Here is a 25,716-nt window from a genome sequence, read left to right on the forward strand (position 1 = left end):
GGCAATCTAATCAAAACCTGAACCGCAAAGACGCAAAGGGCGCAAAGAAAGGCAAATACCTTTTAAAAGTTAAAGGGTTAACCTTGCGATCTTTGCGCCTTGAGTGAGCGAAGCGAACGGGCGGTTCAATGATTAAAAAGGTTTGTCATGAATAAAGACATAAGTACATCCCCACTGTTTGACGACGCCTACTACGCCGCCGTTACGGCGGCGATCCGTAGCGAAGCAACGAAACTGCTGAGCGAAGGGACCGTCAGCGAAGTGATCGGCTATGTTGCCGGCAGAAGACCGGGCACCGCCATGCCGGCAGTGATCACCGACCCGGACCGGGCCAATGATCTGATCTTCTCCCCGGGCTGCCGGAACAACCTCTCGCTCTACCTGACCAAGGCGAAGAAAGAGGTGCCAAAGAGCGGCAAGGTGGCGATCGTGGCCAAGGGGTGCGACATGCGCGCCCTGGCCGGCCTGATCGGCGAGAACCAGCTCAAAAGGGAGAACCTCCATATCATCGGTGTGGCCTGCGCCGGGGTGTACAGCGCCAACAGCGACCAGGCAAAACCGCTCTCAGAAGCTTCTATTGCCCGCAAATGCCGGGAGTGCAAAGTACATCTGCCGGAAGGGGCCGACTTCATTGCCGGCGACCTGCCGCAGCTGCCACAGCTGACCCCTATCGAGGCCGCAGAACTGGCCAGGCTGGAGGCAATGACGCCCGAGGAGCGGTGGGCATTCTGGAAAGAGCAGTTCTCCCGGTGCATCAGGTGCCTGGCCTGCCGCCAGGTCTGCCCCTTCTGTTTCTGCGAGCAGTGCCTGTGCGACCGGAACCGGCCCCAGGGGATCGAGTCCACCCCGCGGCCGGCCGGCAATATGGCCTGGCATATCGTCCGCGCCATGCACCTGACCGGCAGGTGCGGCGGCTGCGCCGAATGCGAGCGGGCCTGCCCCATGGATATCCCGCTCAATCTCCTCAACCGGAAGATGGCGCAGGAGATGAAGGAGCTGTACGACTTTGAGGCCGGCCTTACCCCCCAGGAGAAGGGGCCGCTTAACGAGTATAAGGAAGACGACGACCAGAGCTTTATTAAATGATGACAAATTCTTGAACCGCCCGTTCGCTTCGCTCACTCAAGGCGCAAAGAACGCAAAGTTTAATCGTGTATTGGTGAATAAAGAATTTGCTTTTCTTTGCGTACTTTGCGTCTTTGCGGTGCAAAGTTATTAAAGGTTTATACTATGCCCAAAACCATAACCGAACAGAATCTGCAGGCGCTCATCGACCTCCTGGTGAAGGAAGGCACCCGTGTCGTCGGCCCGAAGCGGGCCGATACCATGGTGCTCTACGCCCCGCTCACGAATGGAGCGGAGCTGGACCTGATCGAGCTGCCCCGCCGGTCCGCCAAAGAGACCTTCTTTCCGCTCTGCGAGGAGATCCTCTCTTATGAGAAGAAGGACGGCAAGACCAGCGTGACCGACATCGACCTGGACAAGCTGCCGGAGACGGTGCTGATCGGCGCCCGGCCGTGCGACTCTGCGGCGCCGGGCATCCTGGATGCGGTCTTCTCCTGGGACTACAATGATGAGTTTTACCTGGAGAGACGGAAGAAGACCGTAATCATCGGCCTGGCCTGCACCAGGGGTGACGATGCCTGTTTCTGCACGGCCGTGGGGTATGCCCCGGACACGAAGCAGGGGAGCGACCTGTTCCTGGCGCCGGTCGAGGGTGGCGGTTTCAGCGTCGAGGCGGTGACGGACAAAGGTACGGCACTGCTCGCCAGGTATGGCGGGTTGTTTCAGGACCAGGCTGCAGTCAGCCCGCTGCCGGTGGCAACACCGACGATGGCGAAGCTGGATCTCGCCAGGATCAAGGGGTGGCTGGACCACAACTTTGAGAGCGATTTCTGGAAGGAGATCGCGGTCCGCTGCGTGGGCTGCGGGGCCTGTGCCTTTATCTGCCCGGCCTGCCACTGCTTCGATATCAATGACGAGGGGACAGAAGCCAAGGGGTGCCGCCGCAAGCACTGGGATGCCTGCGGCTTTGCCAAGTTCACCAACCACGCCTCGGGCCACAACCCGCGGGATGTGCAGCCGCAGCGCTATCGCAACCGGATCATGCACAAGTTCAAGTATTACGACGACAAGTTCGGCAAGACGCTCTGCACAGGATGCGGCCGCTGTATCCGCGCCTGCCCGGTAGGGATCGATATCGCGGCGCTTATCGAAGAAATCAGTAAGAAATAGAAAATCCTTCACCGCAAAGACGCAAAGGGCGCAAAGAAAGACAAAAAGACTTTTAAAAGTTAAAACCGACTTCCGGTTTACTTTGCGTTCTTTGCGTCTTGAGTGAGCGCAGCGAACGGGCGGTTCACGGTTTCAAGTATCTGACTAAAAAGGTTCCTCTTATGTGCATTCCTGACAAGAACATCTACAAGCCGTATCTGGCCACCATTGAGAACATCATCGACGAGACCCCGGATGTCCGGACCTTCCGCCTGGTGTTCCAGGATGAAGCGGTGCGCGACAGTTTCAGTTTCCGTTCGGGGCAGTTTGCCGAGTACTCGGCCTTTGGCTATGGGGAGTCGACCTTCTGCATCGCTTCGTCGCCGACCCGCAAGGGGTATATCGAATGCTGCTTCCGGAGTGTGGGGCGGGTGACCGAGGCGCTGCGGCGGCTGGAAATTGGCGATACCCTCGGGGTGCGCGGGCCGTACGGCAATTCGTTTCCGATCGAGGCGCTCTATGGCCGGAACCTGGTCTTCGTGGCCGGCGGCATTGCACTGCCGCCGCTTCGGACTCTGATCTGGAACTGCCTTGACCAGCGGGACAAGTTCGGGGAGATCACCATTGTCTACGGTGCCCGGACGGAAGATGACCTGGTCTACAAGCACGAGCTCAAGGAGTGGCAGGAAAGAAGCGACGTCAACCTGGTCAAGACCGTGGATCCGGGCGGCAACAGCGACACCTGGGACGGCAGGGTCGGGTTCGTGCCGACGATCCTGGAGGAGGCGGCGCCCAAGAGCGACAACTGCGTGGCGCTGGTGTGCGGGCCGCCGATCATGATCAAGTTCACCCTGCCGGTGCTGGAGAAGCTGGGGTTCAGCGACGAGAACATCATCACCACCCTGGAGAACCGGATGAAGTGCGGCCTGGGCAAGTGCGGCCGCTGCAATGTCGGCAATGTCTATGTCTGTAAGGACGGTCCGGTCTTTACCGCCAAACAGGTCAAGGAGATGCCGCAGGAGTTCTGAGGAACTTTCGTTGTTGATAAGCTGTTTTCACCAAAAAGCCCGGTTATGCCGGGCTTTAGTTTTATGTGGGACAGGGAGCTGAGGGTGTAGGTGCGACCTTCCGTTTTACACTTGCCAAGCGAGATTTCATTTGACATCGACAGAACAGCTGGCATCATTAAAGCCATGTACCGTTCCGGTTTGTCCGCATCTGGAGGATTTCGGTGTCCATAGTCAAGGTGCTGCTAATTGAGGACAACAGCGACGATGAGTTCCTGGCGTTGCGAACCTTGAAAAAAATGGGATTTTTCGACGTAAAGGTTGCCAGGGATGGCCGTGAAGCAATAAATATGCTTCTGGGGGATGAATCTGCAGGTTTACCCCCGCAGATAGATCCGCCATCATTCATGCTGTTGGACCTGCGGCTGCCAAAACTGGACGGGCTGGAGGTGCTCAGAAAGCTTAGATCATCTGGCCGGACCAGTGGTGTGCCGGTATATGTATTGACCTCATCGGAAGATCCTCACGACAAAGAGGTCTGCAAAAATCTGGGGGTGATCGCCTTTCTCCCAAAGCCTCTTACTGTTGACGTTTTTCAAAGTGTACTGCAAAGCTCAGCGGGGTAAACCGCCTTTCCAAAGCTCCTTCAGCCGCGCATCCCTCCCACAGTTGGAACGATAAAACTTGTAGCGAAGCGGATTTTTCCGGTAGAAGTTCTGATGGTATTCTTCGGCAGGATAGAAGGTAACGCTTGGCCTTATGTCGGTAACAACCTGCCATCCCCGCTCTTTTTCGATCCAGTCCTTGGAAGTCTCTGCCTGTTTTTTCTGGGTCTCGTTCTGATAGAAGATCGCCGCACGATACTGCGGGCCGTTGTCACAAAACTGCCCTCCATTGTTAAGCGGGTCGATATTCCGCCAGAATTTGTCCAGAAGCTGCTGGTAAGAAACCCGGTCCGGATCGTAGAGAACCTGAACAGCCTCCATATGCCCGGTCGTTCCGGACGAAACCTGTTCATAGGTCGGATTCGGGGTAAAGCCTCCAGTATAGCCAACGGTTGTTGAAATAACGCCGTCCATCACATCAAACGGCGATTGCATGCACCAGAAACAACCGCCGGCAAAGGTTGCGGTTTCACTCTTTTGCGCCGCCAGGGAGTTGCCCGCTGTAGCGCAGAAGAACGTCAGCGCCACGCATAGGTAGACGAAATATTTCATGGCAGGCACGCGGGGAGCGCATTCAGCCCGTCTTCTATGAACTGGAGCGCGTACTTGACATAGTTTCGCGGCGATTTCCCGAGCCAGGCAATTTCGTCTTGCGACAGATCCCGTTTATACTTTGCCGGAGCGCCCACCCAGAGGGTATGCGGCGGTATGACCGTCCCCTCTGTTACCAGCGCACGAGCGCCCACCAGTGCACCTTCACCGACAACCGCCTTGTCCATGACCATTGCCTGCATGCCAATGAAACAACCGTTTTCCAGGGTACAGCCGTGCAAGGTAACGCTGTGGCCGACCGTGACATCATCGCCGATCACGAGAGGCGCGCCCGGATCGTCGGCATGTTTTTTGTGCGTGACATGCAGCATCGTCAGATCCTGAATGTTGCTTCTGGCCCCGATTTTGATGAAGTTAACATCGCCCCGGGCAACAACGTTATACCAGATGCTGCTCTGGGGCCCGATCGTCACATCGCCGATTATTACCGCTGTTTCGGCAATAAAAGCGGAAGCATCTATTGCCGGCGTCATGCCTTGAAACGGTTTGATCATGAATTTCTCCGGTGTCAGTCTCTGGGTATTGCCAGCATCCTGTCAAGGGCCTGTTTTGCCGGTATCCTGACCTCTTCAGGCACGCTTACCACAGGCTTCATGGTTAGCAGGGCATCACGGATATCCTCAAGGGAAGTGAGTTTCATGTTTGGGCAGACAAGGGCAGGGGAGGCGAGAATAAACTCCTTGTCAGGGTTATCCAGCCTCAGTTTGTAAAGAATGCCGGCTTCGGTGCCGATTATGAATCGCTTGGCACTGCTTTTCCGGCACCATTCGTACATACCCGATGTGGAGCAGGCGTGATCAGCGAGCGCAACAACCGCTGGATTGCATTCCGGGTGGCAGACAAACAGCGCATCCGGGTACGCGGCCTTCAGCTGCTGTACCGCTTCGGGCCTGAGTCTTTCATGGGTAGGACAGTACCCATCCCAGTAATGAAAGGTTTTGTCCGACTTGGCGGCGACAAAGCGGCCCAGATTCCTGTCCGGCACAAAGATGATCTCCTTGTCGGGGAGCGAGTTTACTACCTTTACAGCATTGGCAGAGGTACAGCAGATGTCGCTTGCCGCCTTGACCACTGCCGAGGAATTGACGTAAGTGACCACCGGCACTCCGGGGTGCTGCGTCTTCAGGGCAGTCAACGCCTCAGATGTCACCATGTCCGCCATCGGGCATCCCGCATCCAGTCGCGGCAAAAGCACCTTTTTACCCGGAGAAAGAATGGCGGCCGATTCGGCCATAAAGTGGACACCGCAGAACACAATGACTTCGGCTTCGGTCTTCGCCGCTTCAATCGACAGCCCCAGGGAATCACCGGTAAGATCCGCGATTTCCTGGACTTCATCCCGCATGTAATTATGGGCCAGCAGAACGGCATTCCTATCACGAAGCAGCTCTCTGATCTGCTGCTTAAGCCTCTCTTCCATAATTCCCCTCAGATCTGATATTTGGCTGCCGATGATAGTAGTAAATGTTTTTTGTGATGTCAAACTCTTAGCAGGGAAAAGACGGTTGACATTCCATTGGCTACCGGCGAAAATCTGGGTCCGGTAAATTACGCTAACAAACTGTTCAAGGAGACTGATGTGCAGATACTCTTCGGGACTGACGGCTGGCGCGGGGTAATTGCCCGCGATTTCACTTTTGACAACATCGCCATTGTCGCCCAGGCGACAATGGATTACCTGAAGCGGGAAGGGCTGTCCGATAGCGGTCTGGTGATCGGGTACGACCGCCGCTTTCTTTCCAGGGAATTCGCGGAGAGAGTTGCGGAGATAGCGGCAGGCAACCGGATCAAGGTCTGGCTTACCGGCAGCTATGCGCCGACGCCGGCGGTTTCCTGGGCGGTGCACGAAAAGAAGGCCGGCGCTGGGGTCATGATTACGGCAAGCCACAACCCGCCTGTATATAACGGTTTCAAGGTGAAGGAATCTTTCGGCGGGTCGGCCAGGCCGGCAACAACAAAACAAATCGAAGAGATTGTCGCCAAAAATATCGCCGGTTCACGGGCAATAGAGCAGACCCCCTTTGCTGATGCCCTTTCAGAGGGCAGAGTCGAGCTTTTCGATGCGGCTACCCCTTACCTCGCCCAACTCGGCGAATATGTCGATCTTGCCGCTATCCGCCGCTCATCGATCCCGGTTGTCGTTGACCCGATGTTCGGCGCAGGCTGCGGCTTCATCCCTAAGTTGCTGCCGGAAGCGGCCGAGATCCATGCCGTGCACAATCCCGGATTCGAAGGTCGTCCTCCAGAGCCTACCGAGGAAAATCTGGATGAACTGGCAGGGCTGGTAAAATCGGGCGGATTCCGTGTCGGCCTGGCGCTGGATGGCGATGCGGACCGGATCGGGGCCGTAGACGAGACCGGCGCCTTTTTCTCCTCGCATATGATCTTCACGATCCTATTGCGTCATCTGTACGAACGAAAAGGGGTCCGCGGCGGGGTCGTAAAGACCGTCTCCACAACGCGCATGATCGATTTACTTGCAGCGAAATATGGATTGCCGCTCCTGGAAACCCCGATCGGATTCAAGCATATTTGCGAGCTGATGCTGGAAAACGACATTCTGATGGGTGGCGAGGAGTCAGGCGGACTCGGGGTCAAGGGGCATATCCCCGAACGCGACGGCATTCTGATGGGACTGTTGTTGCTCGAAGCAATGGCCATGACCGGCAAGGGACTGCGCCAACTGCTCAACGAGACCATGGATGAAATCGGCCACTTTTTTTACCGGCGGATCGATCTCCCTATCGAAGCAGGCGCCAAGGCAAAGCTTATCGCCGGGCTGCAGACCGCTCCTCCCAAGACCATTGCGAATAGCCCTGTGGAAACGACGAACTTCCGTGACGGCTTCAAGTTTATTTTCAGCGACGGCTCATGGCTGTTGGTCCGCCCTTCCGGAACAGAGCCCGTATTAAGACTGTATAGTGAGGCTTCTTCCCCTGACCGAGTTGAAGAGCTGCTCTCTGCAGGCCGCGACCTGGCCGGATTATAGCTTTTCTCCTGACGAAAGGGTACCAGCAGATATATCGTATGCGAACCAACTATCGTCTTAAATTTCCTGAAGAAATCGAACTTGAGAGCAAAGAGGCCGAACTTGCGCGCCTGAAATTGGCACACAAGGCGAGCAGGGAAAACCTCGTCAAGCTCAAAAGCGAACTCCGCGCATTTGAAAGAGTCTATCACCTTGTGATCGGGGTCAGGATTGCCGAATTGGACGCACTTGAGGCCCAGATTTGCGGCACTGCGGATGAATGCTGCAACATGTCGGATGAAATCCACACTTCGGCTGACGCGGAATGGAGCGGGCATCTGCACGCCTCTGATCTCCTGAATGACGACCGGGACCCGGCGGAAAACACTGCCCAAAAGAGCTTAAAAGCCCTGTACCGGGAAGTTGCCAAAACGATCCATCCCGACCTTGCGCAAGACGATCGGGACCGGGCGCGCCGCGAAAAACTGATGTCGTTTGCCAACCGGGCATATGCAGATGAGAACAAAGAGGCTCTTCTCAACATTCTCAAAGAATGGGAGCATTCTGCGGAGAAGATCAGCGGAGGGAATATCGGTGCCGCGCTGATACGTGTTATCAGGTTTATTTCAAAAGAGCGGGAATGCATACTAGAACTTGAAGAGCAGATCGATAAACTCAAGTCCACCGATTCCTACATCTTCAAACAGCGGGTGGATGACTCCCTGGCCAATGGCATAGACCTTCTCGCCGAGATGGCAGCGACCATCGACCTCAATATCGCAAACGCCCGCAAGCGCCTTTCGGCCATGCGCGGTGAACCGTTACCGATAGATCCCGTACTGTCGCAGATCAATAACCGTCTCATCAGGTTTCCCGCCGATCTCTCCTGCGGGGTTCTGTACACCCGGAAACGGGACTCCATCAATTATTGTGACTGGCAAAAGATCTGCAATGCCAAGGGGGTCCGGGCAATACCGGTCAACATGGCCGTAAGACTGGACGTGCGCGGCGACCTTACCCCAGATCTCCGGTTTCTCAAAGAGTTGCGGCCTGATGACCTCCAGTCTCTATTCATGTACGAAGTAACCGATACTGCGCTTGGGTACATCACCCATTTGTCCGGTCTCGAAGAAATTTACCTGTCCGATTCCACCTTCTCCGATAACGGCATCGCTAAACTCTCCTCGCTAATCAACCTGTCGAGGATCTATCTCTACCATATCAATATCACGGACTCCGGACTGGTTTCGCTTTATGGCCTTAAGAAGCTCTCGCAATTTACCTGCAGCGGCACCATGGTAACCGAATCAGGGCTCCAAGCCCTGCAAAAGGCGGTTCCCGGCGTCAAAACCCTCAGCTTTCCCTGGCGCTACGGCAAAAAATGACCGTGACCGTACGCTGACTCGCACCTATCATCCCTCCACGAATCGCTCTCTCTTGATCAAACGTTCGCTTCTTTACCTTCCGGATAAAAAGGATAGACTTGAATAGAGATAGTGCATCAAATTAAGACAGGAGGCCAGTCATGCAGGAAAGAACCGGCATTATAACCTTTAAGGGAAACCCAATGACCCTGATCGGACCGGAATTAAAGATCGGAGCCGCCGCTCCCGACTTCCGGGTCGTCGACGCGACTCTGACACCGCGCAGTATCGCGGACTACGCAGGCACAATCAAAATTATCAGTGCCGTTCCTTCGTTGGACACTCCGGTATGCGATACCGAAACCCGTCGCTTCAACAGCGAGGCAACCGCACTGCCGGCAAATGTGGTGGTATTGACCATCAGCCTCGATCTCCCATTTGCCCAAAAACGATGGTGCGGTGCTGCCGGCATTGACAGGGTAATAACGCTGTCGGACTATCAGGAGCGCTCGTTCGGCCTTGCTTACGGTGTGCTTATCAAGGAACTGAAACTTCTGACCAGGTCGGTGTTTGTTCTTGATGCCCAGAATATCATCCGCTACATCCAGATCGTGCCGGAAGTCACTCATGAACCGGATTATGCCGCTGTCATCTCGGCGGCCAAGGGGCTTTGCTGACCATGCGTCGCGAAACGACACGAGGCAGCGGTCGCCCGCTGCCTCGTGTCAACTGAATCAGTATACCCGAATAAATTTTATTTTTGCAGCCTGTTATTTTTACGTCAATGGCCTATATTTGAATCAGGAGGTAAACAAATTGTTCGTTCCAAAAGGAGAGCATGATGTTGGAAGATACTCCACCCGGCTTAGATAGATGTAAAACTGATGAAGGTGACAACCGGCTGTAAACTAAGGCCGGAAATACCCGAAAAAGGGAAACAAGTTAAAAAAAGGCTCGCCGAACATGGCGAGCCTTTTGCGTTTATCCTCTGCTACTTCTGCGAAAGCCGGTGCACGCACTCGACCATGTGGATCGCGTTCTCGGGCGGGACGGTGGGGAGTATCCCGTGCCCGAGGTTGAAGATATGACCGGGACGACCGGCATTTTCGTCAAGAACCCGCTTAACCTCTTTTTCGATGACATCTTTCGGGGCGTAGAGTACGGTGGGGTCCAAGTTCCCCTGCACAGCCATCTGCGGACCGAGGATATCGCGAGCCTTGCCGAGATTTATATGCCAGTCAAGCCCCATGACATTGCCACCGGCCTTTTGCACCGAATCCAGCATGGTGCCGGCGCCTTTTACAAAGTGGATCACCGGGGTCTCGGTGCGGTTCAGACCGTTGATCAGCTTGGTTGTGTACGGCAGAACATACTTTTCGTAATCAGACGGGGAAAGCACCCCGCCCCAAGTGTCGAAAATCTGGATTGCCTGAGCGCCGGCCTTGATCTGGGCGTTCAGGTATTCCATGTCCATCATTGTAACCTTTTCCATCAAGGCATTGAAAACTTGCGGTGCCTCGTACATCATCCGCTTTACGTTGGCCCAGTCCTTGGACCCTTTTCCCTCGATCATATAGCAGGCGAGGGTAAACGGCGCGCCGCCGAAGCCGATCAGCGGCACCTTGCGCTCCAGTTCCCGGCGCAAAATACGAACCGTCTCCAGCACGTAAGGGACGTCTGCCTCAGGATCGGGAATCCGAAGCGCGTCCACGTCTGCCATGGTACGGATCGGATGCTCGAATACCGGGCCGGGAACAAAGTCCAGTTTCATACCCATCGGCTCGACCGGAGTAAGAATGTCGGAAAAGAGGATCGCGGCGTCAACGCCGAGAATGTCAACCGGCTGGATGCTGACCTCTGCAGCGAGATCCGGAGTCTTGCAGAGCTCCAGAAAGGTGCATTTTGAGCGGACACGCATGTAATCAGGAAGATATCGGCCCGCCTGGCGCATCAGCCATACCGGGGTCCGATCAACTGGCTTGCCCCAGCAGGCATCGAGAAAACGAGTATTCATGGAAAACCCTCCTCAGAGTAATTTTTTGAAACGGGATTGTTAACCAGGAACGCGAGATTTCATCCAGATTGTCGCACCCGCAGGAGCGCCCGCGGAGGCGTGGCAACGCCACGTCGCACAAGGAAGCGACGAGGACGGCGGCAAGATGGACGGAAGATCGCGTTCCTTACGCCTTCTTCTGAAGGCGTATAGGGACGTAGTTGCAGAACGGCTCTTCTGCCATGTAGTCGCCATATACCGCATCGGCCCGCGCCCTGCACCCGCCGCAGACATTGATGAATTCGCATTCCCCGCACTTCCCCTTGTATGCCTTGAAGTTGCGTAGGTCTTTGAAAATCTCCGCGTTCTCCCAGATCTCCCGGAACGGGGTGGTCTTGACATTACCGGCAGTGCGGTGGAAATACGAGCATGGCTTGACGTTGCCGAAACAGTCGATCAGGCAGATGGTCTGGGCCGCGATGCACCCTTTGCCGCCGCCGGTGGAGAAGGTGAGGGAACGACGCTCAAACTTCACCCCTTCGGCCTTGGCCTTCTGGGGCACAATCCGGTAATAGTGGGGAGCGCAGGTCGGACGCATCAGGATATCGTCCTCGAGCTTCTCCTGCTGGTAATGCCAGTCGAGAATCTCCTCATAGTCTTCCTTGGAAATCAGCTCGCCCATGATTTCTTCGCCGCGGCCGGTCGGAACGATCATAAACATGTACCAAGCGGTGGCACCCAAAGATTTGGCCACTTTGAAGGTGTTGGCGATATCCGACTGATTGCGCTTGGTAAATGAAGAGTTTATGAGAAATTTCTGGCCGTGCCGGCGAAAATGCTCCGCTGCATTAACCACTCCCTGAAACGCTCCGGGGCACTGGCGAAAATCGTCATGTACCGCCGCGGTAGAACCGTCCAGCGAGAGCGAAACCATCTTTATTTCGGCCTTCTTCATCTTTTCGCACACTTCGTCGGTTACCAGGGCGCCATTTGTGGCCATGCACATCCGCAGCCCCAATGACGTACCATATTCAGCCAGCTCGAAGATATCCGGACGAAGCAACGGCTCACCGCCGGAAAGCACCACCACCGGCTTGGAAAAGTCGGCGATTTCCTTGAGCAGTTTCTTCCCCTCGTCAGTGGTAAAATCCCCTTCTGAAGAGGTCATGTCTGATGAACAGCGGCAATGAACGCACTTGAGGTTGCATTTCTGAGTGGTTTCCCAGGCAACCCATTTCGGAATAAACTCTTCGGCCATCGATTTCTCCGCTTGTAATGTAATCCGGAAACTTTACTATGAGTGCGCCCTGAAATACAAGGGAATTAAGAGCATTCCAGTGCCGAGGGCAATTGCTCTTCTGCCGGGAACAGTATGGAAAACATGCTTCCCCGGCCGGTCGGCCCGTCCGTTACCCATACATAGCCATTATGCGCATCCATGATCCCCTTGACGATCGAGAGCCCCAATCCCGACCCCTTGGACATGAATTCCGTCTTGCCGGAAGAATGATAAGCAATGTCACCAACGCCGTAAAACTTTTCAAATACCCGCAACCGCTCTTCCGAAGGAATCCCGATTCCGTTGTCGCAGAAATCCATCCGGCAATACTGTGCAACCTCCGGAAACCCCTTGGGGAATATGGGGTAAAACTCTTTCAGGACGCTACGCTCGGCAAGAACCTCTTCTCTCGGGAGTTGACGGCAAATTATAATTATTTCACCGCCGTCAGGGGTGAACTTGATGGCGTTTTCCATCAGGTTCCTGATCACGAGCCGGGCAAAACCTTCATCCGCAGGGATCGGCCGCTCATCACCCATTATCTGGACATTGACATTCCGTCTGGAAAGAGGAAGCGCGAACCCGTCAAAAACCTCTCTGCTGATGGAGATGAGACTCAACGGACGTTTCTGGAGGACAATCCCCTTTGCCTCGATCCGGGAAATGGAAAGCAGGTCTTCCACAAGGTTTTTCAGCTGAACGACACTTTCATGGACTGATGAGAAGATCTCGCCCTGCTCGGTTGTAAGGGCTATGTTGCTGTACTTGAGCAGAAATTCGACCCCGCCGAGGATTGATGTGATCGGGGTTTTGAGTTCGTGTGACGCCATCCCGATAAAGCTGTTCTTCGCCCTGTTCAACCGGTCCAGTTCAATGTTGGCAAGCTTTACCTCATGGAGGTTTTCGCGCAGCGCCTTTCTGCTCCGCTGCAGTTCAGCCGCCTTTTCCTTCATCCGCTCGTACAGCTGATGGTTTTCTATCAGAACCGCAAGCTGGCTGCCGATTGAGGTCAAGAGAAACACCTCCCGGTCGGAGAAATTCTTTTCCGACTTGTGGGCCACCATGAGCACACCCACTATTTCAGAACCGATCTTGAGCGGCACGGCACACCAGGCGTGAATCCCGATGTTTTTCGCCGCCTCGATGACCTCCTGCGGCATTTCCTTGCTTGCCAGTGCCCTTGCCTTGTATGGCTTGCCGGCAAGAACCTCGCCGACCCAAGGGGCATAGTTCAGCAGCCTTTTTACCGCCGGTTCGAAATCCGCTGAAAATCCCAGAGATGCCTTGAGCTTGAGGCCGCCTTTTTCAAGCAGATGAATGCTGGAAAAGTCGATCCTCAACATATTATGGATCTGGAAGAGCATGTCGTTAAGAAGCTCTTTGGAGTCGCGTTCCGAATTCAGCCGGAAAGCAACGGCATACAAGGTAAGGAGTTCCCGGTCACTGACCCGTTTTTCCTCTTCCATCCGTTTCCGCCGGCTCACATCCTTGACAATGTGCACCACTCCCCGTCGAGCGGTTTCACCGGCATCCATGCTTACCATGGGGCAACTGGTAACAGTGAACCATCCGCTCAGCGAAGGGAACCGGATATCCTCCATACCGGTCTGAGAGCGGGCCGAGGAGAGAAATATGTCGTCTTCGCACCCGTTATCGCCGTAGAACAGGCTGCTGATCTTCCTGCCGATTATGTCCGGGTAATCAGACTGAAAATACTCTATGACCCTCCTGTTGCACCTGGTTACGATGCCGGAATAATCGGTCACCAGTATCAGGTCGGACACGGCATCAAACACTGCCTCCCATTCGACCTTGCCGGTCAGTATTGCCAACTCGGCTTTATGACGCCTGCGCCGCTCCTCAGCTTCCCTGAGCGCTCTTTCGACGGCCGGGACCAGGCGGGAGAGGTTGTCCTTCATGAGATAATCCGTTGCCCCGGCCTTCATGGCAGCTACTGCCTGATCCTCGCCGATTTTTCCGGACACGATCAGGAACGGGAGATCGCCGCCGCTCTCCTTCAGCAACTCCAATGCCCTATTGGCACTGAAATCCGGCATCCGGAAATCGGAGATGATTATATCCCAAGACTCACCGGCCAAAGCCTCCTTCAACTCGCCTTCAGCCTGAACGCGGCTGTACTTGATCCCGAACCCGGCTTTCTGCAGATGGTGCAGCAGGAGCAGCATGTCTTCTTCAGAATCCTCTACGAACAAAATCTTTAATTCCTGGGACATTTACCCCCCTCAATCAATCCCATTACGATATCGGCACGAGCATGCCGAAGGTACTCCCCCGGCCTTCCTCGCTTTCAGCCCAAATATAGCCGCGATGAGCATCCATAACCTTCCTGCAGAATGCAAGTCCGAGCCCGGTACCGCGGGTCTTCCCTTTTCGTCTGTTTTGCGCCTGAGCAAAGCGGTCAAAAATGCTGGCAAGGGCATCCGCAGGAATGCCGACACCGCTGTCTTCAACCGTGATCATCATGAAGCTTCCTTCTTTCGGCAGCTCATCTTCGCGGTAAAGCCCTTTCGTGATCCTGCCGACAACCGTTGCCGGCGATGTCAGCGTCTTACACGTTATGCCGATCCTTCCCCCCTCAGGAGTGAACTTGAACGCATTTGAGAGCAGATTCGCCAGCAACCGGGTCATTGTCACCCGGTCAAAGGGTACCTGGGGAAGTTGGCCTGGAAAATCGAGGGTCAGCGAAATTTGCGACCTGGAAGCTATCGGCTGATACCGGGAAAGGGCCTTTTGCAGCAGGACGTTCGGATCGTCCGCCTTGATGGCCATTTTCATCTTGCCGGCCTCAAACTTATGGACATCCAGCAGGGTATCGATCATTTCCGTCATTTCAGCGCAGCTGTCCACAGCTGACTCCAGAAACTCCTGTTGATCCTTTGTCACCGGCCCAAGACGGCCTTCGCGCACAAGATCGAGAGATCCGACTATTGAGGTGATCGGGGATTTCAGGTCATGAGAGAGCATGCTGACAAAATCCTCTTTTTCCTGTTCCAGGGCTCTGAGGGTCGAGATATCCCGTATGATTTCGACGCTCCCCAGGAGCTCGTCGTTCTTGTCTTTCAACGGGGCTGCGCTTGAAAGGGTGTTGATGATCCGGTCCTGAAGGTGGAGGTTGTAAGTCACATCATGACAAGGGGTAGCCGTCTTCAAGGCTACCATTGCCGGCAAGAGATCGGGTTGAATATCTGCTTTCAGGAGTTCCGGCAGCGTCCGGCCGATTATTTCCCCCCGCGGCAGGGCCAATTCCTCTTCAGCCTTCCGGTTTACCATCATCACCCGGCCGCCGGCATCCACTGCGATCAGAAGGTCAGTCATCCCCTCCAGTATGGCGGCAACTTTTTGCTGTTCCCGGGCGAGTTCTTCCTGCAATTTCCGGTTCTCTATCTGTGTCCTGTTGAACGCTATCGCTCGCTCCACCTTTTTCACTGCGTCATCACTGGAAAACGGCTTGGCAATATAATCGGTTGCCCCTTTTTTCATCGCTTCGACGGCAATCGACTCATTGCCGTGGGCAGTCATCATTATCACCGCCAGATCCGGGAATTCCGTCCGCACCCTCTCCAAGACCTGGATTCCGTTCATCCTGGGCATTTTAATGTCGAGCAGCATCAGGTCAAACCGCTCCCGGGAAAGGCATTCCAGGGCGTCAATCCCATCATGCGCCCTTACGGACGAATACCCGGCATCCTCAAGTTGAAGTTTTAGAATAAGGCTGATATCGGCCTCATCGTCCACAACCAGTATCTTGTCACCTTTCATGATACCCCTCGCAGACCGGCACTGTGAAAGAGAATACATTCCCCCCAGTGGGGCCGGTTTCATAAAATATCTTTCCGTGATGCCTTTCCACAATCTCTTTGCAGATGGCAAGCCCCAGCCCGGTTCCACCACGGGAGCCCATGTCGTCCCGTTCCAGTTGTTGAAACTTCCTGAACAGCTTCTCCCGATCAGCCCATTGAATTTGCCTGCCGCTGTCCGTCACGGAAATAATGACATAACTCCCGGATATTGCGCCATTAACCATGACAACCTTGTGTTCCGGGGAAAATTTGACCGCATTGGAAAGCAGATTGCTCAGAACCTGGGCAAGCCTTTCGTAGTCGCCAAACAGTTGGGGCAGGTCGGCAGGGGCGCTATTGATGACCGTTATGCTTCTGCCGATGGCAAACCCCTTGATTTCGTCAATTGCCGAATTGATCAGTTCGACGGCGGATAACGGCTGGTAAACAAATTCACCTTTGCCTGCTTCGATCTTGGATATGTCGAGGATGTCGGTAATCAGCCGGATCAACCGGTCCGTATTACGCTGACATACTGTCATCAACTCTCTCTCTGTCGAGGTCAGCCATTTGCTTTTGCTCATGATAAACTGGAGCGCGCCCTTGATTGAGGTCAGCGGGGTCTTCAATTCATGGGAAACCGTAGAAATGAAATCGGCTTTCATCCGATCCACCGCTTCTTCAGGAGTCACCTCACGGATGGACATGATAAGCCCGGCAATGCTGTCATCACTGTCGATAAGCTGTGACACGGAAACCCGGAGCCTTCTGTTATTGACATCAAGCACGGTTTCCGGCTGGGGCTTTTCGGGGTCAAGAGCAATTGCGCCAATGGTGATTTCTTCCATCTGCGCGAAACCGTCGATGGCAGTAAGTTCAGATAGCCGCCGTCCGATGACTCGGTGCGGAACCGTGTCCAAAAACTTCTGCGCCGCCGGATTGAACTGAATCACGCGATTCTCGCGGTCGGTCACCACCATCCCTTCAGCCATGCAGGTAAGGATGGTCTCCAGCATCCCCATTTCCAGCTGCAGCCTTTTGGTCCTCTCCTCGACCCTCTTTTCCAGCTGTTCGTTCAGTTGCTGCAAGGCCTCGGTTTTTGCGACAATTGTCGCATCGCGTTCGGCAAGGGCCCTGGCCATGCTGTTGAATGACCGGGAAAGCTGGCCAACCTCATCTGCAGAATCAACCTCTACCTGCTGATTGAGATCCCCGGCTTCAATCATGCCGACACCTTTGGCAAGGCTTCGCAGCGGCTCCGCCAACCGTCGCGAAACAAAATAAGCGATCCCGAACGACAGAATCAGGGCGACAATTGCCGACGCCAATATGTTGCGGTCACTTTCCTCCCTGATGTTGCGATAGGACGCCATATCAACGGCAACACAGAGGGAACCGATAAGGCTCCCTTTCCCATTCAGGATCGGCAGGAATGAAGTCCGGTGCGGAGACCCTTCAATGCTTATTTCTCCTGCATATGACTGCCCAGATGCCAGCCGCTCCATTGCCTCCTGGCTGATATTCAGTTGATATCCTTGCGCATGGCGGTTACTGACGATGTTTGTCAGATTCTGGATAACCGTCACATGCTTTTCATCGCCGAACAGGTTTCTCAACTGCTGGGAGAGGGCAGCGTCACCGTTCAGGATGTCGCCTGCAATGACGGCACCGATCATCTCGCCGCGCTCCCCAAGGATCGGCACTATCACCGTTATCACCATGCCGGAGGAGCCGTTTTTCCCGAGGCTCATGTAAAGCCGGGAAGAGGGCATTTCGCGCTCGAGCAGCTCCCTTGACATAATTTCGGTTGTTATAATGGGGCGCTTCTCTTTGAAAACCTTTTTCAACAGATCCGTCAGCCCGAATTCGCCACCGGCAGTATTAGGGTACAGCCGGACAAACACATCCTGTTTTGAATCGACAATCGTAATGAAGTCTACGAACGGAAGATTTGCATGCCACCTGGAAAGGGCGTCTGACAGCCAGGCGCGGTCCTTTTCGATAAAGCGCTGCTTAACCGGAAAGGCGGAAACAGGCTGTAGAAGCGAATCTCTGGTAGTCTCGGCGCGGGCATAGAATTGGTGCTGCAGGTAACGAAGTGTTTCGGCGAGTTCCGAGTCAATCTGCCTGGAAATGAAAGATTCAACACTGATTATGGTCGTACAGAGGAGAATGGAGAATGATATCACCAGAAGGAGAATAACCGAGAGCAGCAACTTGGTGCGTATTCCCATGCATTGTCCCATGGTTGGCCGATTATTCCCGCTGCCGCACGGGGCACAGGCAGGAAATAAGGCCACTGGTTGATTAGATACCTTCAGCCTTCAGGTTGCGGGTCATCAGTTCAACAACCGCGGATTTGGCGGGCTTATCCTCATACAGCACCCGATAGACCTGCTCGGTAATCGGCATATCGATAGCGTAACGCTTGGCCAGTTCCCATGCCGATTCCGCTGTTTTTACCCCTTCGGCAACCATATGCATCTCCCCCAGGATCTCTGCCAGGCGGCGCCCCCTCCCCAGCTTCATCCCAACGGAGCGATTACGGGAAAGCTCTCCGGTGCAGGTGAGCACCAGGTCTCCCATCCCGGCAAGACCGGAGAAAGTTTCCGGCCTGGCACCCATGGCGATCCCGAGGCGGCTGATCTCGGCCAGTCCCCTGGTAATGAGCGCTGCCCTGGTGTTGCAGCCGAAACCGAGCCCATCGGAAATTCCGGCAGCAATAGCGATAACGTTTTTCAACGCCCCGCCCAGTTCAGCCCCGATGACGTCACTGTTTGTGTAAACTCTGAAGTAGCTGCAGTTAAAAACATCCTGGACAAACCTTGCCGCACTCTCGTCACCCGAGGCGGCAACAACGGCAGTCGGCATCTCCTGGGCGACCTCCCGGGCAAAACTGGGCCCGGAAAGCACGGAAAACCTCTGGTAAAGTGCTTGCGGAAGCAACTCCTCGAACAATTGCGATACTGCCAGCAGGGTGCCGACCTCGATCCCCTTGGATGCACTGGCGACAAATGTGGCCGGAGAAATCTCGGAGACAACTTCTTTCAAAACGCCCCGCAACAGCTGAGAAGGCACCACGAACAGCAGGAAATCCTTTTCCCGCGAGGCGTCAAAGAGATCGTTCGTGAACTGTAGCCCTGCAGCCAGCGTTATTCCCGGCAAGAACAGCCCGTTTACCCTGGTTGTTTTCATCTCTTCAACCAGTTCCGGTTCATAGGCCCAGAGGGTAACCGCATGACCCTTTTTCGCCAGCAGGTCGGCCAGGGTCGTGCCCCAGCTACCAGCACCAATCACACCGATGTTCTTCTTATTCATAACTCACCTGACAGATATAATCCATTTAGTCGAGCCATTCGTCATCATCCGCCTCATGCGGATGCTCCCGCAAATCATAACCTTCAGCCATCGCCTCGCGCGCCGCATCCATGCTTTCGATGGCAAGCTGCCGGATGAAGGGGTGCAGATGATATGGCATGGCGAAGCTGCCGAGACTCAGGGCAGAGGCAAGCGTTACCTCGACAAGCGCTCGTTCCCTGCCGGTCTTGAGGAGGAGATCGGCGGTTAGGAGCAGGCGGTTTCTGATCTGGTCAACGACCGGAACGACAAGATCGCGGCAATATCGGTCCAATATGGCATCCAGCCCCTTGGCAATGGATTTGCCATCGCCCTTTTTTTCCAGAGCCACCCATTCTTCCGCGAAATCGTAAACGCGGCAGGTGGCCATGTACCAACCGGCAAAGTAATCATCCTCGAAAAGCGTGGCCCCGGCCATGATCAACCTGGTCGAATGGGCCAGGGCATTGAGATCGAATTCCCCGAAATCCGGGATATACGGAGTAGGGGACAGATCTTCTCCTTTGAAAACCCTTTTCAGTACGTAATACTCCGGCGGCAGCTGAAACAGGGTGTCGCGGTTCCGGAACAGGGCATCGCGCAGCAGCTGCAGGGCGTATGCGATATCGATCCGTACCAGCCCATCCTCAACGATACGTTCCTTGCTGATCGTATCGAATTCGGTGACAGAGATGGAGTTTGCCCCCCAGGCAGCCCTGACCCCGGTGGTCTCGTGCATGTGGAGGCATATGAACGAGAGTTCTCCAGGGCCTCCCCAGCGGGCAAACCAGAGAGTACGGTAGCCGGCGCCATCCAGGGGGCTGGCCCATGACACATGAAACGGAGTGCTCCGGGGCTGGGTATCGGTCGCAGACGGGACTATGTCCAGAAAAGCCAGACGGCGCAGACTTCTGAGGCAATGTTCCCGCAACGGCTGTTCGCTTGCCGCGGCGCAACGTGAAAGGACCTCGGCCGCAGCAGGGTTCCTTATCTTCCCCAGCGTTGTAACGACTTCCCTGACCAGTTCCGGGGAATCAACTCCGAGCATGATCTCCAGGAGCCCCATCACCCGGTGGTCGGCGAGCTGCGCCAATTCCTGGATTATGGCAATCTGCAATTCATGGGGGTATTGGAGAAAATCCTCCATGAAAACGATCAGCCCCTCTTCACCCCGGTCAAGCAATCTCGGCAGGGTTTCGGCAAGCGGCCCCCCGAGGTCGTCGAACAGATGGGCGAAGGGGGGGATGCTGATGTCGACGCCATAATCCTGCAACGCCCCGAGAAGCGCGGACTTGGCTGAACTGTCCAGGTCTGTCCTGCGGAGCGCGATCTGGATCAGCTGGTCCAGCCAGGGCTCCTCTTCAAAAAAATCAAGCAAATAGGCAAACCGGGACAGGAGTTCACCGTCGGTTTCCTGCCGGATACGCTTGAGCAGAGGGGTGAGCGCCCTTTTGCCCGCTAGTTTGAGGGATCGGCCGATATCGTCGATCTCGTCGAACGTCACCTCTTCCCTTTCCACCTGTTTGAGCAGGCGAATGATGTCGTGGCGTTCCTTGAGGCTATTGTCGATCGGTCTGCAGCGTTCAATGGTCACAATTTAGCGTCCTAATCCTCAGTCTCGATTTCCGTGGCGTCATCCTCGGACAGACTCTCATCATCGACAGCAGAATCGTCGCTTTCATCCTTTTCCGCGAGTTTTGCCACGGCGACGATCCGCTCTTCAGCTTCCGTTACCATCAACCGAACGCCCTGTGTATTGCGGCCGATCACCGAGAATCCGGCAACCGGCATCCGGATGATTTTCCCCTGGTCGGTGATCAGCATAAGATCATTTTCGTCCGTAACCTGCTTTATGTCAACGACACAACCGTTGCGCTCAGTGGTCTTGATGGTAATGATCCCTTTTCCGCCCCGGGATTGCAGCCGGTACTCGCTCAGCTCCGTACGCTTGCCGTAGCCGTTCTCGGTCACGGTAAAGAGCGATGAGCCGACAAAGCTGTCATTCAGTATTTCCATGCCGATAACCATATCATCGTCTTCCAGGGTCATTCCCCGGACCCCGCGCGACACCCGTCCCATCGGCCGGGCATCCGCCTCCTTGAAGCGGATCGATTTGCCGTTCCTGGACGCCAGCAGCACGTCCTGTTTGCCGTCGGTTATGGCAACCGTGATCAGCTTGTCCCCTTCATCCAGATTAACCGCTATGATGCCGCCCGAGCGGATATTGGAGTATTCGCGCAACGGGCTCTTCTTGACCACGCCTTGACGGGTTGCCATCATGATATAGCGGTCTTCGCTGAACTCCTTCACCGACAGGATCGCGGAAATCTTCTCACCCGGATTGAGATTGAGCAGATTTACAATCGCCTTGCCGCGGGTTGCCCGTCCCCCTTCCGGAATCTCATAGACCTTCATCCAGTAGCATCTGCCGGCATCGGTGAAGAACATCAGGTAATCCTTGGACGAGGCGATGAACAGGTGTTCGACAAAATCCTCGTCCTTGGTCTTCATCCCGGTCTTCCCTTTGCCGCCGCGGCGCTGCGCGCGGTAGAGGGTAACCGCATTCCGTTTGATGTAGCCGGTATGGCTGACCGTAACCACCATGTCTTCCTCGACAATGGTGTCTTCCAACGATATTTCCGCAGTCTGATCGATGATCTCGGTGCGGCGTTCATCGCCGAATTTTTCCTTCAGTTCGACCAGTTCGGCAACGATGATCTTGAGGATCTCTTCCTCGGAAGCGAGAATCTCCTTCAGCCGGGCGATATACCTGAGGATATCCTCGTATTCATTGACGATCTTGTCCCGCTCGAGGCCGGTGAGCCTTTGCAGGCGCATTTCAAGGATCGCCTGGGCCTGGAGTTCGGAGAGCCTCACCTCCAGGTATCCTGCCGGCACCGGCAGATCGAGACGCTTCAGGAACTCGGGGTCGGCAAACTTGCCATCCATGAGCCCCTGCTTCGCTTCCGGCGGGGTAGGGGAGGAGCGGATCAGCTCGATTACCGCATCGAGCCAGTCCAGGGCGATCTTCAGACCTTCCAGGATATGGGCCCTGGCCTCGGCCTTTTTCAGATCGAATATGGTGCGCCGGGTAACGATCTCCCGCCGGTGGTCGACGAAATAATCGATCATCTCGCGCAGCGCCAGCACCCTTGGCCTGCCGTTGACGATCGCGAGCATGATGATCCCGAAGGAGGACTGCATCTGGGTCTGCTTGTAGAGGTGGTTCAGGATGATCTGCGGCTCTTCGTCCCTTTTCAGTTCGATGACGATCCGCATCCCTTCGCGGTCGGATTCGTCCCGCAGGTCGGAGATCCCCTCGATCTTCTTCTCTTTCACCAGTTCGGCGATTTTTTCGACCAATCTCGCTTTGTTCACCTGGTAAGGTATTTCGGTAACCACAATGGACTGGCGCTCAGTCTTCTTATGCGTTTCAATCACTGCCCTGGCCCGCATCTGCACGATGCCGCGACCGCTCCGGTAGGCCGAACGGATCCCTTCACGGCCGTAAATAAAGCCGGCAGTGGGGAAGTCAGGACCGGGAATATGGCAGAGAAGCTCCTCAAAGCCGATTTCCGGGTTATGGATGACTGCGATTATGCCGTTAATGACCTCGGTGAGGTTGTGGGGGGGAATATTGGTCGCCATCCCCACGGCAATGCCGGCGGAACCGTTTACCAGCAGGTTGGGGAACTTGGACGGGAGTACCAGCGGCTCCTGCAAAGAGTCGTCGTAGTTCGGGCCGGTGTCCACGGTCTCCTTGTCCAAGTCGGCAAGGAGCTCATGGGCAAGCTGATCCATCCTGATTTCGGTGTAACGCATGGCAGCCGGAGAGTCGCCATCCACGGAACCGAAGTTCCCCTGGCCGTCCACCAGCGGGTAGCGCAGCGAGAAGTCCTGCGCCATCCGGACAATGGTGTCGTACACCGCCGTATCGCCATGGGGATGGTACTTACCGATAACGTCACCGACCACGCGGGCCGACTTCTTGTACGGCTTGTTCCAGTCGTTCCCCATATCGTACATGGCGAACAGGCAGCGCCGGTGCACCGGCTTCAGACCGTCACGCACATCAGGAAGGGCCCTGCCGATGATGACCGACATGGCATAGTCCATATAGGACCGCTTCATTTCGTCTTCTATGTTTACCGCTATCTTGTTGTTGTTCTGTTCGAGCATGTATCGTGATCCTGTCCGGTACCCGATCAGCAGGCACCTTCCCCCTTAGAATTTAACTGTTATTGAATGGCGCAAATCCGCGACTGATGCCCCTTAATTCGACAGATTCCTGTCCCATGAAATAATTCGAGCGTCAGATTTGTTCGCGATTGAAATCATGGGGAGAAAAGGTGGGGCTTCCTGTTTTATAAACTTGTCTTTATTACCATATTCCAGCCGGCAATGGAAATGATTTCCCCATTTTCAGGGTCCGGGGCAGTTGAAAAGGCGGTTCCTCTTGAATCAAGGGAGGGGAGGGGAGGGGGGATGAACGGGGGAGAGCTAATCGGCGCGGAGTTTTTTCCCGCGGCCGGTTGAACGCGTGGTCAGGCACGTTTCCCATGTTTCGTGGATAGCCTCACGAACCACATCCGTCAAACGCAGCCCTTGGGCGAACTGCTTCAGAGCATCATTCATCAGCGTTTGGTAGTTGCCGCCAATCATTTCAGCCCGAGCCTTGAATGTTGCCAGTACGTCGTTATCAACCCTCATGGTTATGCGGGACTTGCCGCCTGCCTCAGCCTGCAATTTTGCCAGGTGTGGCGTTTCGCTGACCGGTTTCGCGTCGGTAAAATCTAACTCATTATATTTGTCGTGCATCTTGTCAGAACTGGCTTTCATAGCGCCTCCTTTGCGGCTCGTTTGCCTTCCAGGCTGAAATTAGCTGTAAATTGAGGTTAACAAAACTGAGTCGATGATTGGTCAGCAGTTACTCACACTTTTCCATAGTCATCTTCAGCCCGGGGAAAACGGGGCCGAGGCGGCAGCAGCTCGACTGCTGCCGCCGATGGTTATGCATCACGATATTTTCAGCTCGTCTCGCATTTGCTTCAAAATGTCGTTGTAAAGACCTAGCGCTTGTTGAGCGCCCCAAGGTCACCAGTGATAAAAGTTGCTGGGTTATTAATGTCAATGCTTCGCCAGTTCTCCATCATTTTTGTCGTGGCGCTCATGATCTCACGCTGTATGTTTACGTAATCGTTTACCATGCCTAGCAGTTTGTCCGAGCATACCAACTTGAGCCCATGCAGCTCACCTTCAGCCCTCGCAAATGTCTTTTGGATGTTCGATTGCATTTCTCCCAGAGATTCGTGAAGCTTTATGAGGACGTCGTTGCTGTTCCCTGGGTCTGAGAGAATGCTATTAAAAGCATTGGAGACTGTCTCAGCAAAGAACTTCTCAGAATCGGCGCGGACGGCTACTGTAATTTCGTCGAGTGTTTTCAAATAGTGCTTATACTCTGCGTACCTGACGTCAAAGTTCCGTTTCATTTCTTCGTCGCGACGCTTCAAAAAGTAGAAGGCTAACGGGGCAATTATCCCTGAAATGACGACACTAACTATCGCAGGCGTTAGGAGCTCTTTCATCTTCATTCCTTTTCAATGCATAACATGTTATTGAGCAGTTCACGCGCGTGCGCGTGAACTGGTGATCTGCCCAAATGGAACAAATATCGTGTGATCCGGCTCTGCTCCGAGACCGCGCCCCATTATACGCCGCTAACGTTGATACGCAAGTCGAACCTTATCGACAAAAAAGGGCCGACCCGGTCGGGATCGGCCTTTCTGCGGCGTCTGCATCATATGAGACAGTTCCCCAGGTTCAAATTTCTGTATCTTTGGGATACCCCTTGCCTGTCGTAATCAAGTCCCGCAAACTACCGTTAATATAATAGCTCCATCCGTCTGAACAGGCATTGTAACACTGATTTTCCGGGACTAACCCCACGTGGCTGAAACGGACCTCCGTCTTATCCCCCTTTTTAGAGATATCAAAGGTAATTTCCGTGCCCTTCCACTCGGTTTTGTCCTCGACAAAATTAAGGTAGCCGTCTAAAACACGCCAAACGACCTTTTTGTTGGGAACTAGCTCGGTTACCTTCTGTTTGGAATAATGGAGATCTTTGTAACGATACGTAAACTCATCACCGAGTTTGTCGGTGCTGCCTTCAATTTCTCCTGTCCACCAGTCACGAACATTATTGATGGCAGCAAACACTTCTTCAGGAGTTTGGTCTACCATAAATGTAGCGGTGTAATTTTTATCCATGGCTCTCACCTTTTAATCATCGTGTATTGAAACGGCTGTAACACGCTGATTACCTTCTTGTCTTACAGTTACAGTATAACGCTGCAATCGGTAATTTGTCTTCAGATTGGTTTACGAAGCTTACTTATAACTGGCCCCCTATACCCGCCGCTAACGTTGATCACCGTGCCGACAAAAAAAGGCCGACCCTTGTCGGGATCGGCCTTTCTGC

Annotated in this window: 21 protein-coding genes; 7 read left to right on the plus strand and 14 right to left on the minus strand. The window is 54.6% G+C overall.

What is annotated here, in order from left to right; all coding sequences use genetic code 11:
* Window positions 1–147 precede the first annotated feature (147 nt).
* The 4 genes from OR1_RS03635 to OR1_RS03650 all read left to right on the plus strand — a co-directional run bounded on the left by OR1_RS03635 (window position 148) and on the right by OR1_RS03650 (window position 3,847).
* The gene (locus OR1_RS03635; protein ID WP_041970078.1) at window positions 148–1,086 is read left to right on the plus strand and encodes a 4Fe-4S dicluster domain-containing protein; all 939 of its coding nucleotides are present in this window, start codon (window positions 148–150) and stop codon (window positions 1,084–1,086) included.
* Between the two features lie 144 nt (window positions 1,087–1,230).
* On the plus strand, window positions 1,231–2,235 hold the full coding sequence (locus OR1_RS03640; RefSeq protein ID WP_041970079.1) for a 4Fe-4S dicluster domain-containing protein: 1,005 nt from the start codon (window positions 1,231–1,233) through the stop codon (window positions 2,233–2,235).
* A 161-nt stretch (window positions 2,236–2,396) separates the two neighbouring features.
* Complete coding sequence (locus OR1_RS03645) at window positions 2,397–3,242, plus strand: FAD/NAD(P)-binding protein (RefSeq protein WP_041969183.1); 846 nt, start codon at window positions 2,397–2,399, stop codon at window positions 3,240–3,242.
* A gap of 203 nt (window positions 3,243–3,445) precedes the next feature.
* Window positions 3,446–3,847 carry a response regulator gene (locus tag OR1_RS03650; RefSeq protein WP_041970080.1) on the plus strand — a complete coding sequence of 134 codons (402 nt, stop codon included), beginning with the start codon at window positions 3,446–3,448 and terminating at the stop codon, window positions 3,845–3,847.
* Here OR1_RS03650 and msrA read toward each other — a convergent pair.
* From msrA to nadA, 3 genes are read right to left on the minus strand one after another with little or no spacing between them, the layout of a single operon-like run.
* The gene (gene msrA / locus OR1_RS03655; protein WP_052440234.1) at window positions 3,836–4,438 is read right to left on the minus strand and encodes a peptide-methionine (S)-S-oxide reductase MsrA; all 603 of its coding nucleotides are present in this window, start codon (window positions 4,436–4,438) and stop codon (window positions 3,836–3,838) included. The genes OR1_RS03650 and msrA overlap by 12 nt on opposite strands.
* Window positions 4,435–4,992 (minus strand): gamma carbonic anhydrase family protein, encoded by a 558-nt coding sequence (locus OR1_RS03660; RefSeq protein WP_041970081.1) that lies wholly within the window; start codon window positions 4,990–4,992, stop codon window positions 4,435–4,437. Before OR1_RS03660 ends, msrA begins: the two co-directional genes overlap by 4 nt.
* Before the next feature lie 14 nt (window positions 4,993–5,006).
* The gene (gene nadA / locus OR1_RS03665) at window positions 5,007–5,918 is read right to left on the minus strand and encodes a quinolinate synthase NadA (protein WP_152609799.1); all 912 of its coding nucleotides are present in this window, start codon (window positions 5,916–5,918) and stop codon (window positions 5,007–5,009) included.
* 159 nt (window positions 5,919–6,077) lie between these two features.
* On the opposite strand from nadA, the gene OR1_RS03670 reads away from it, so the two are divergent.
* The 3 genes from OR1_RS03670 (at window position 6,078) to tpx (ending at window position 9,507) form a co-directional block, all read left to right on the plus strand.
* The gene (locus OR1_RS03670; protein ID WP_041970418.1) at window positions 6,078–7,487 is read left to right on the plus strand and encodes a phosphoglucomutase/phosphomannomutase family protein; all 1,410 of its coding nucleotides are present in this window, start codon (window positions 6,078–6,080) and stop codon (window positions 7,485–7,487) included.
* A 38-nt stretch (window positions 7,488–7,525) separates the two neighbouring features.
* Complete coding sequence (locus OR1_RS03675) at window positions 7,526–8,851, plus strand: hypothetical protein (RefSeq protein WP_041970082.1); 1,326 nt, start codon at window positions 7,526–7,528, stop codon at window positions 8,849–8,851.
* 140 nt (window positions 8,852–8,991) lie between these two features.
* Window positions 8,992–9,507, plus strand: a complete 516-nt coding sequence (gene tpx, locus OR1_RS03680) for a thiol peroxidase (RefSeq protein ID WP_041970084.1) — start codon at window positions 8,992–8,994, stop codon at window positions 9,505–9,507.
* 314 nt (window positions 9,508–9,821) lie between these two features.
* Here tpx and hemE read toward each other — a convergent pair whose 3' ends face one another.
* The 11 genes from hemE to OR1_RS03735 form a co-directional block, all read right to left on the minus strand.
* Entirely contained in the window at window positions 9,822–10,844 is a 1,023-nt protein-coding gene (gene hemE, locus OR1_RS03685; RefSeq protein ID WP_041970085.1) for a uroporphyrinogen decarboxylase, read from the minus strand.
* 166 nt (window positions 10,845–11,010) lie between these two features.
* Window positions 11,011–12,081 carry a radical SAM/SPASM domain-containing protein gene (locus tag OR1_RS03690; protein ID WP_041970086.1) on the minus strand — a complete coding sequence of 357 codons (1,071 nt, stop codon included), beginning with the start codon at window positions 12,079–12,081 and terminating at the stop codon, window positions 11,011–11,013.
* 65 nt (window positions 12,082–12,146) lie between these two features.
* Entirely contained in the window at window positions 12,147–14,336 is a 2,190-nt protein-coding gene (locus OR1_RS03695; protein ID WP_041970088.1) for an ATP-binding protein, read from the minus strand.
* A 22-nt stretch (window positions 14,337–14,358) separates the two neighbouring features.
* Window positions 14,359–15,882: a response regulator gene (locus tag OR1_RS03700; RefSeq protein WP_041970089.1), complete on the minus strand. Its 1,524-nt coding sequence runs from the start codon at window positions 15,880–15,882 to the stop codon at window positions 14,359–14,361.
* Complete coding sequence (locus tag OR1_RS03705; protein ID WP_237754219.1) at window positions 15,872–18,136, minus strand: ATP-binding protein; 2,265 nt, start codon at window positions 18,134–18,136, stop codon at window positions 15,872–15,874. The genes OR1_RS03700 and OR1_RS03705 overlap by 11 nt, the downstream gene beginning before the upstream one ends.
* A 73-nt stretch (window positions 18,137–18,209) precedes the next feature.
* Window positions 18,210–19,220, minus strand: coding sequence for an NAD(P)H-dependent glycerol-3-phosphate dehydrogenase (locus tag OR1_RS03710; protein WP_041970093.1), 1,011 nt, complete (start codon window positions 19,218–19,220; stop codon window positions 18,210–18,212).
* A gap of 25 nt (window positions 19,221–19,245) precedes the next feature.
* Entirely contained in the window at window positions 19,246–20,832 is a 1,587-nt protein-coding gene (locus OR1_RS03715) for a HEAT repeat domain-containing protein (RefSeq protein ID WP_052440235.1), read from the minus strand.
* Window positions 20,833–20,843: 11 nt separating this feature from the next.
* A complete protein-coding gene (gyrA, locus tag OR1_RS03720; protein ID WP_041970094.1) occupies window positions 20,844–23,417 on the minus strand; it encodes a DNA gyrase subunit A in 2,574 nt (857 codons plus the stop codon).
* 321 nt (window positions 23,418–23,738) lie between these two features.
* Window positions 23,739–24,077 (minus strand): BrnA antitoxin family protein, encoded by a 339-nt coding sequence (locus tag OR1_RS20545; protein ID WP_052440236.1) that lies wholly within the window; start codon window positions 24,075–24,077, stop codon window positions 23,739–23,741.
* A gap of 230 nt (window positions 24,078–24,307) precedes the next feature.
* Window positions 24,308–24,823 carry a hypothetical protein gene (locus OR1_RS03730; protein ID WP_041970095.1) on the minus strand — a complete coding sequence of 172 codons (516 nt, stop codon included), beginning with the start codon at window positions 24,821–24,823 and terminating at the stop codon, window positions 24,308–24,310.
* 235 nt (window positions 24,824–25,058) lie between these two features.
* Window positions 25,059–25,505, minus strand: a complete 447-nt coding sequence (locus OR1_RS03735; RefSeq protein ID WP_041970096.1) for an SRPBCC domain-containing protein — start codon at window positions 25,503–25,505, stop codon at window positions 25,059–25,061.
* Window positions 25,506–25,716: the final 211 nt, after the last annotated feature.

Origin of the sequence: Geobacter sp. OR-1 (assembly GCF_000813145.1) — a bacterium.
GTDB lineage: Bacteria > Desulfobacterota > Desulfuromonadia > Geobacterales > DSM-12255 > Geoanaerobacter.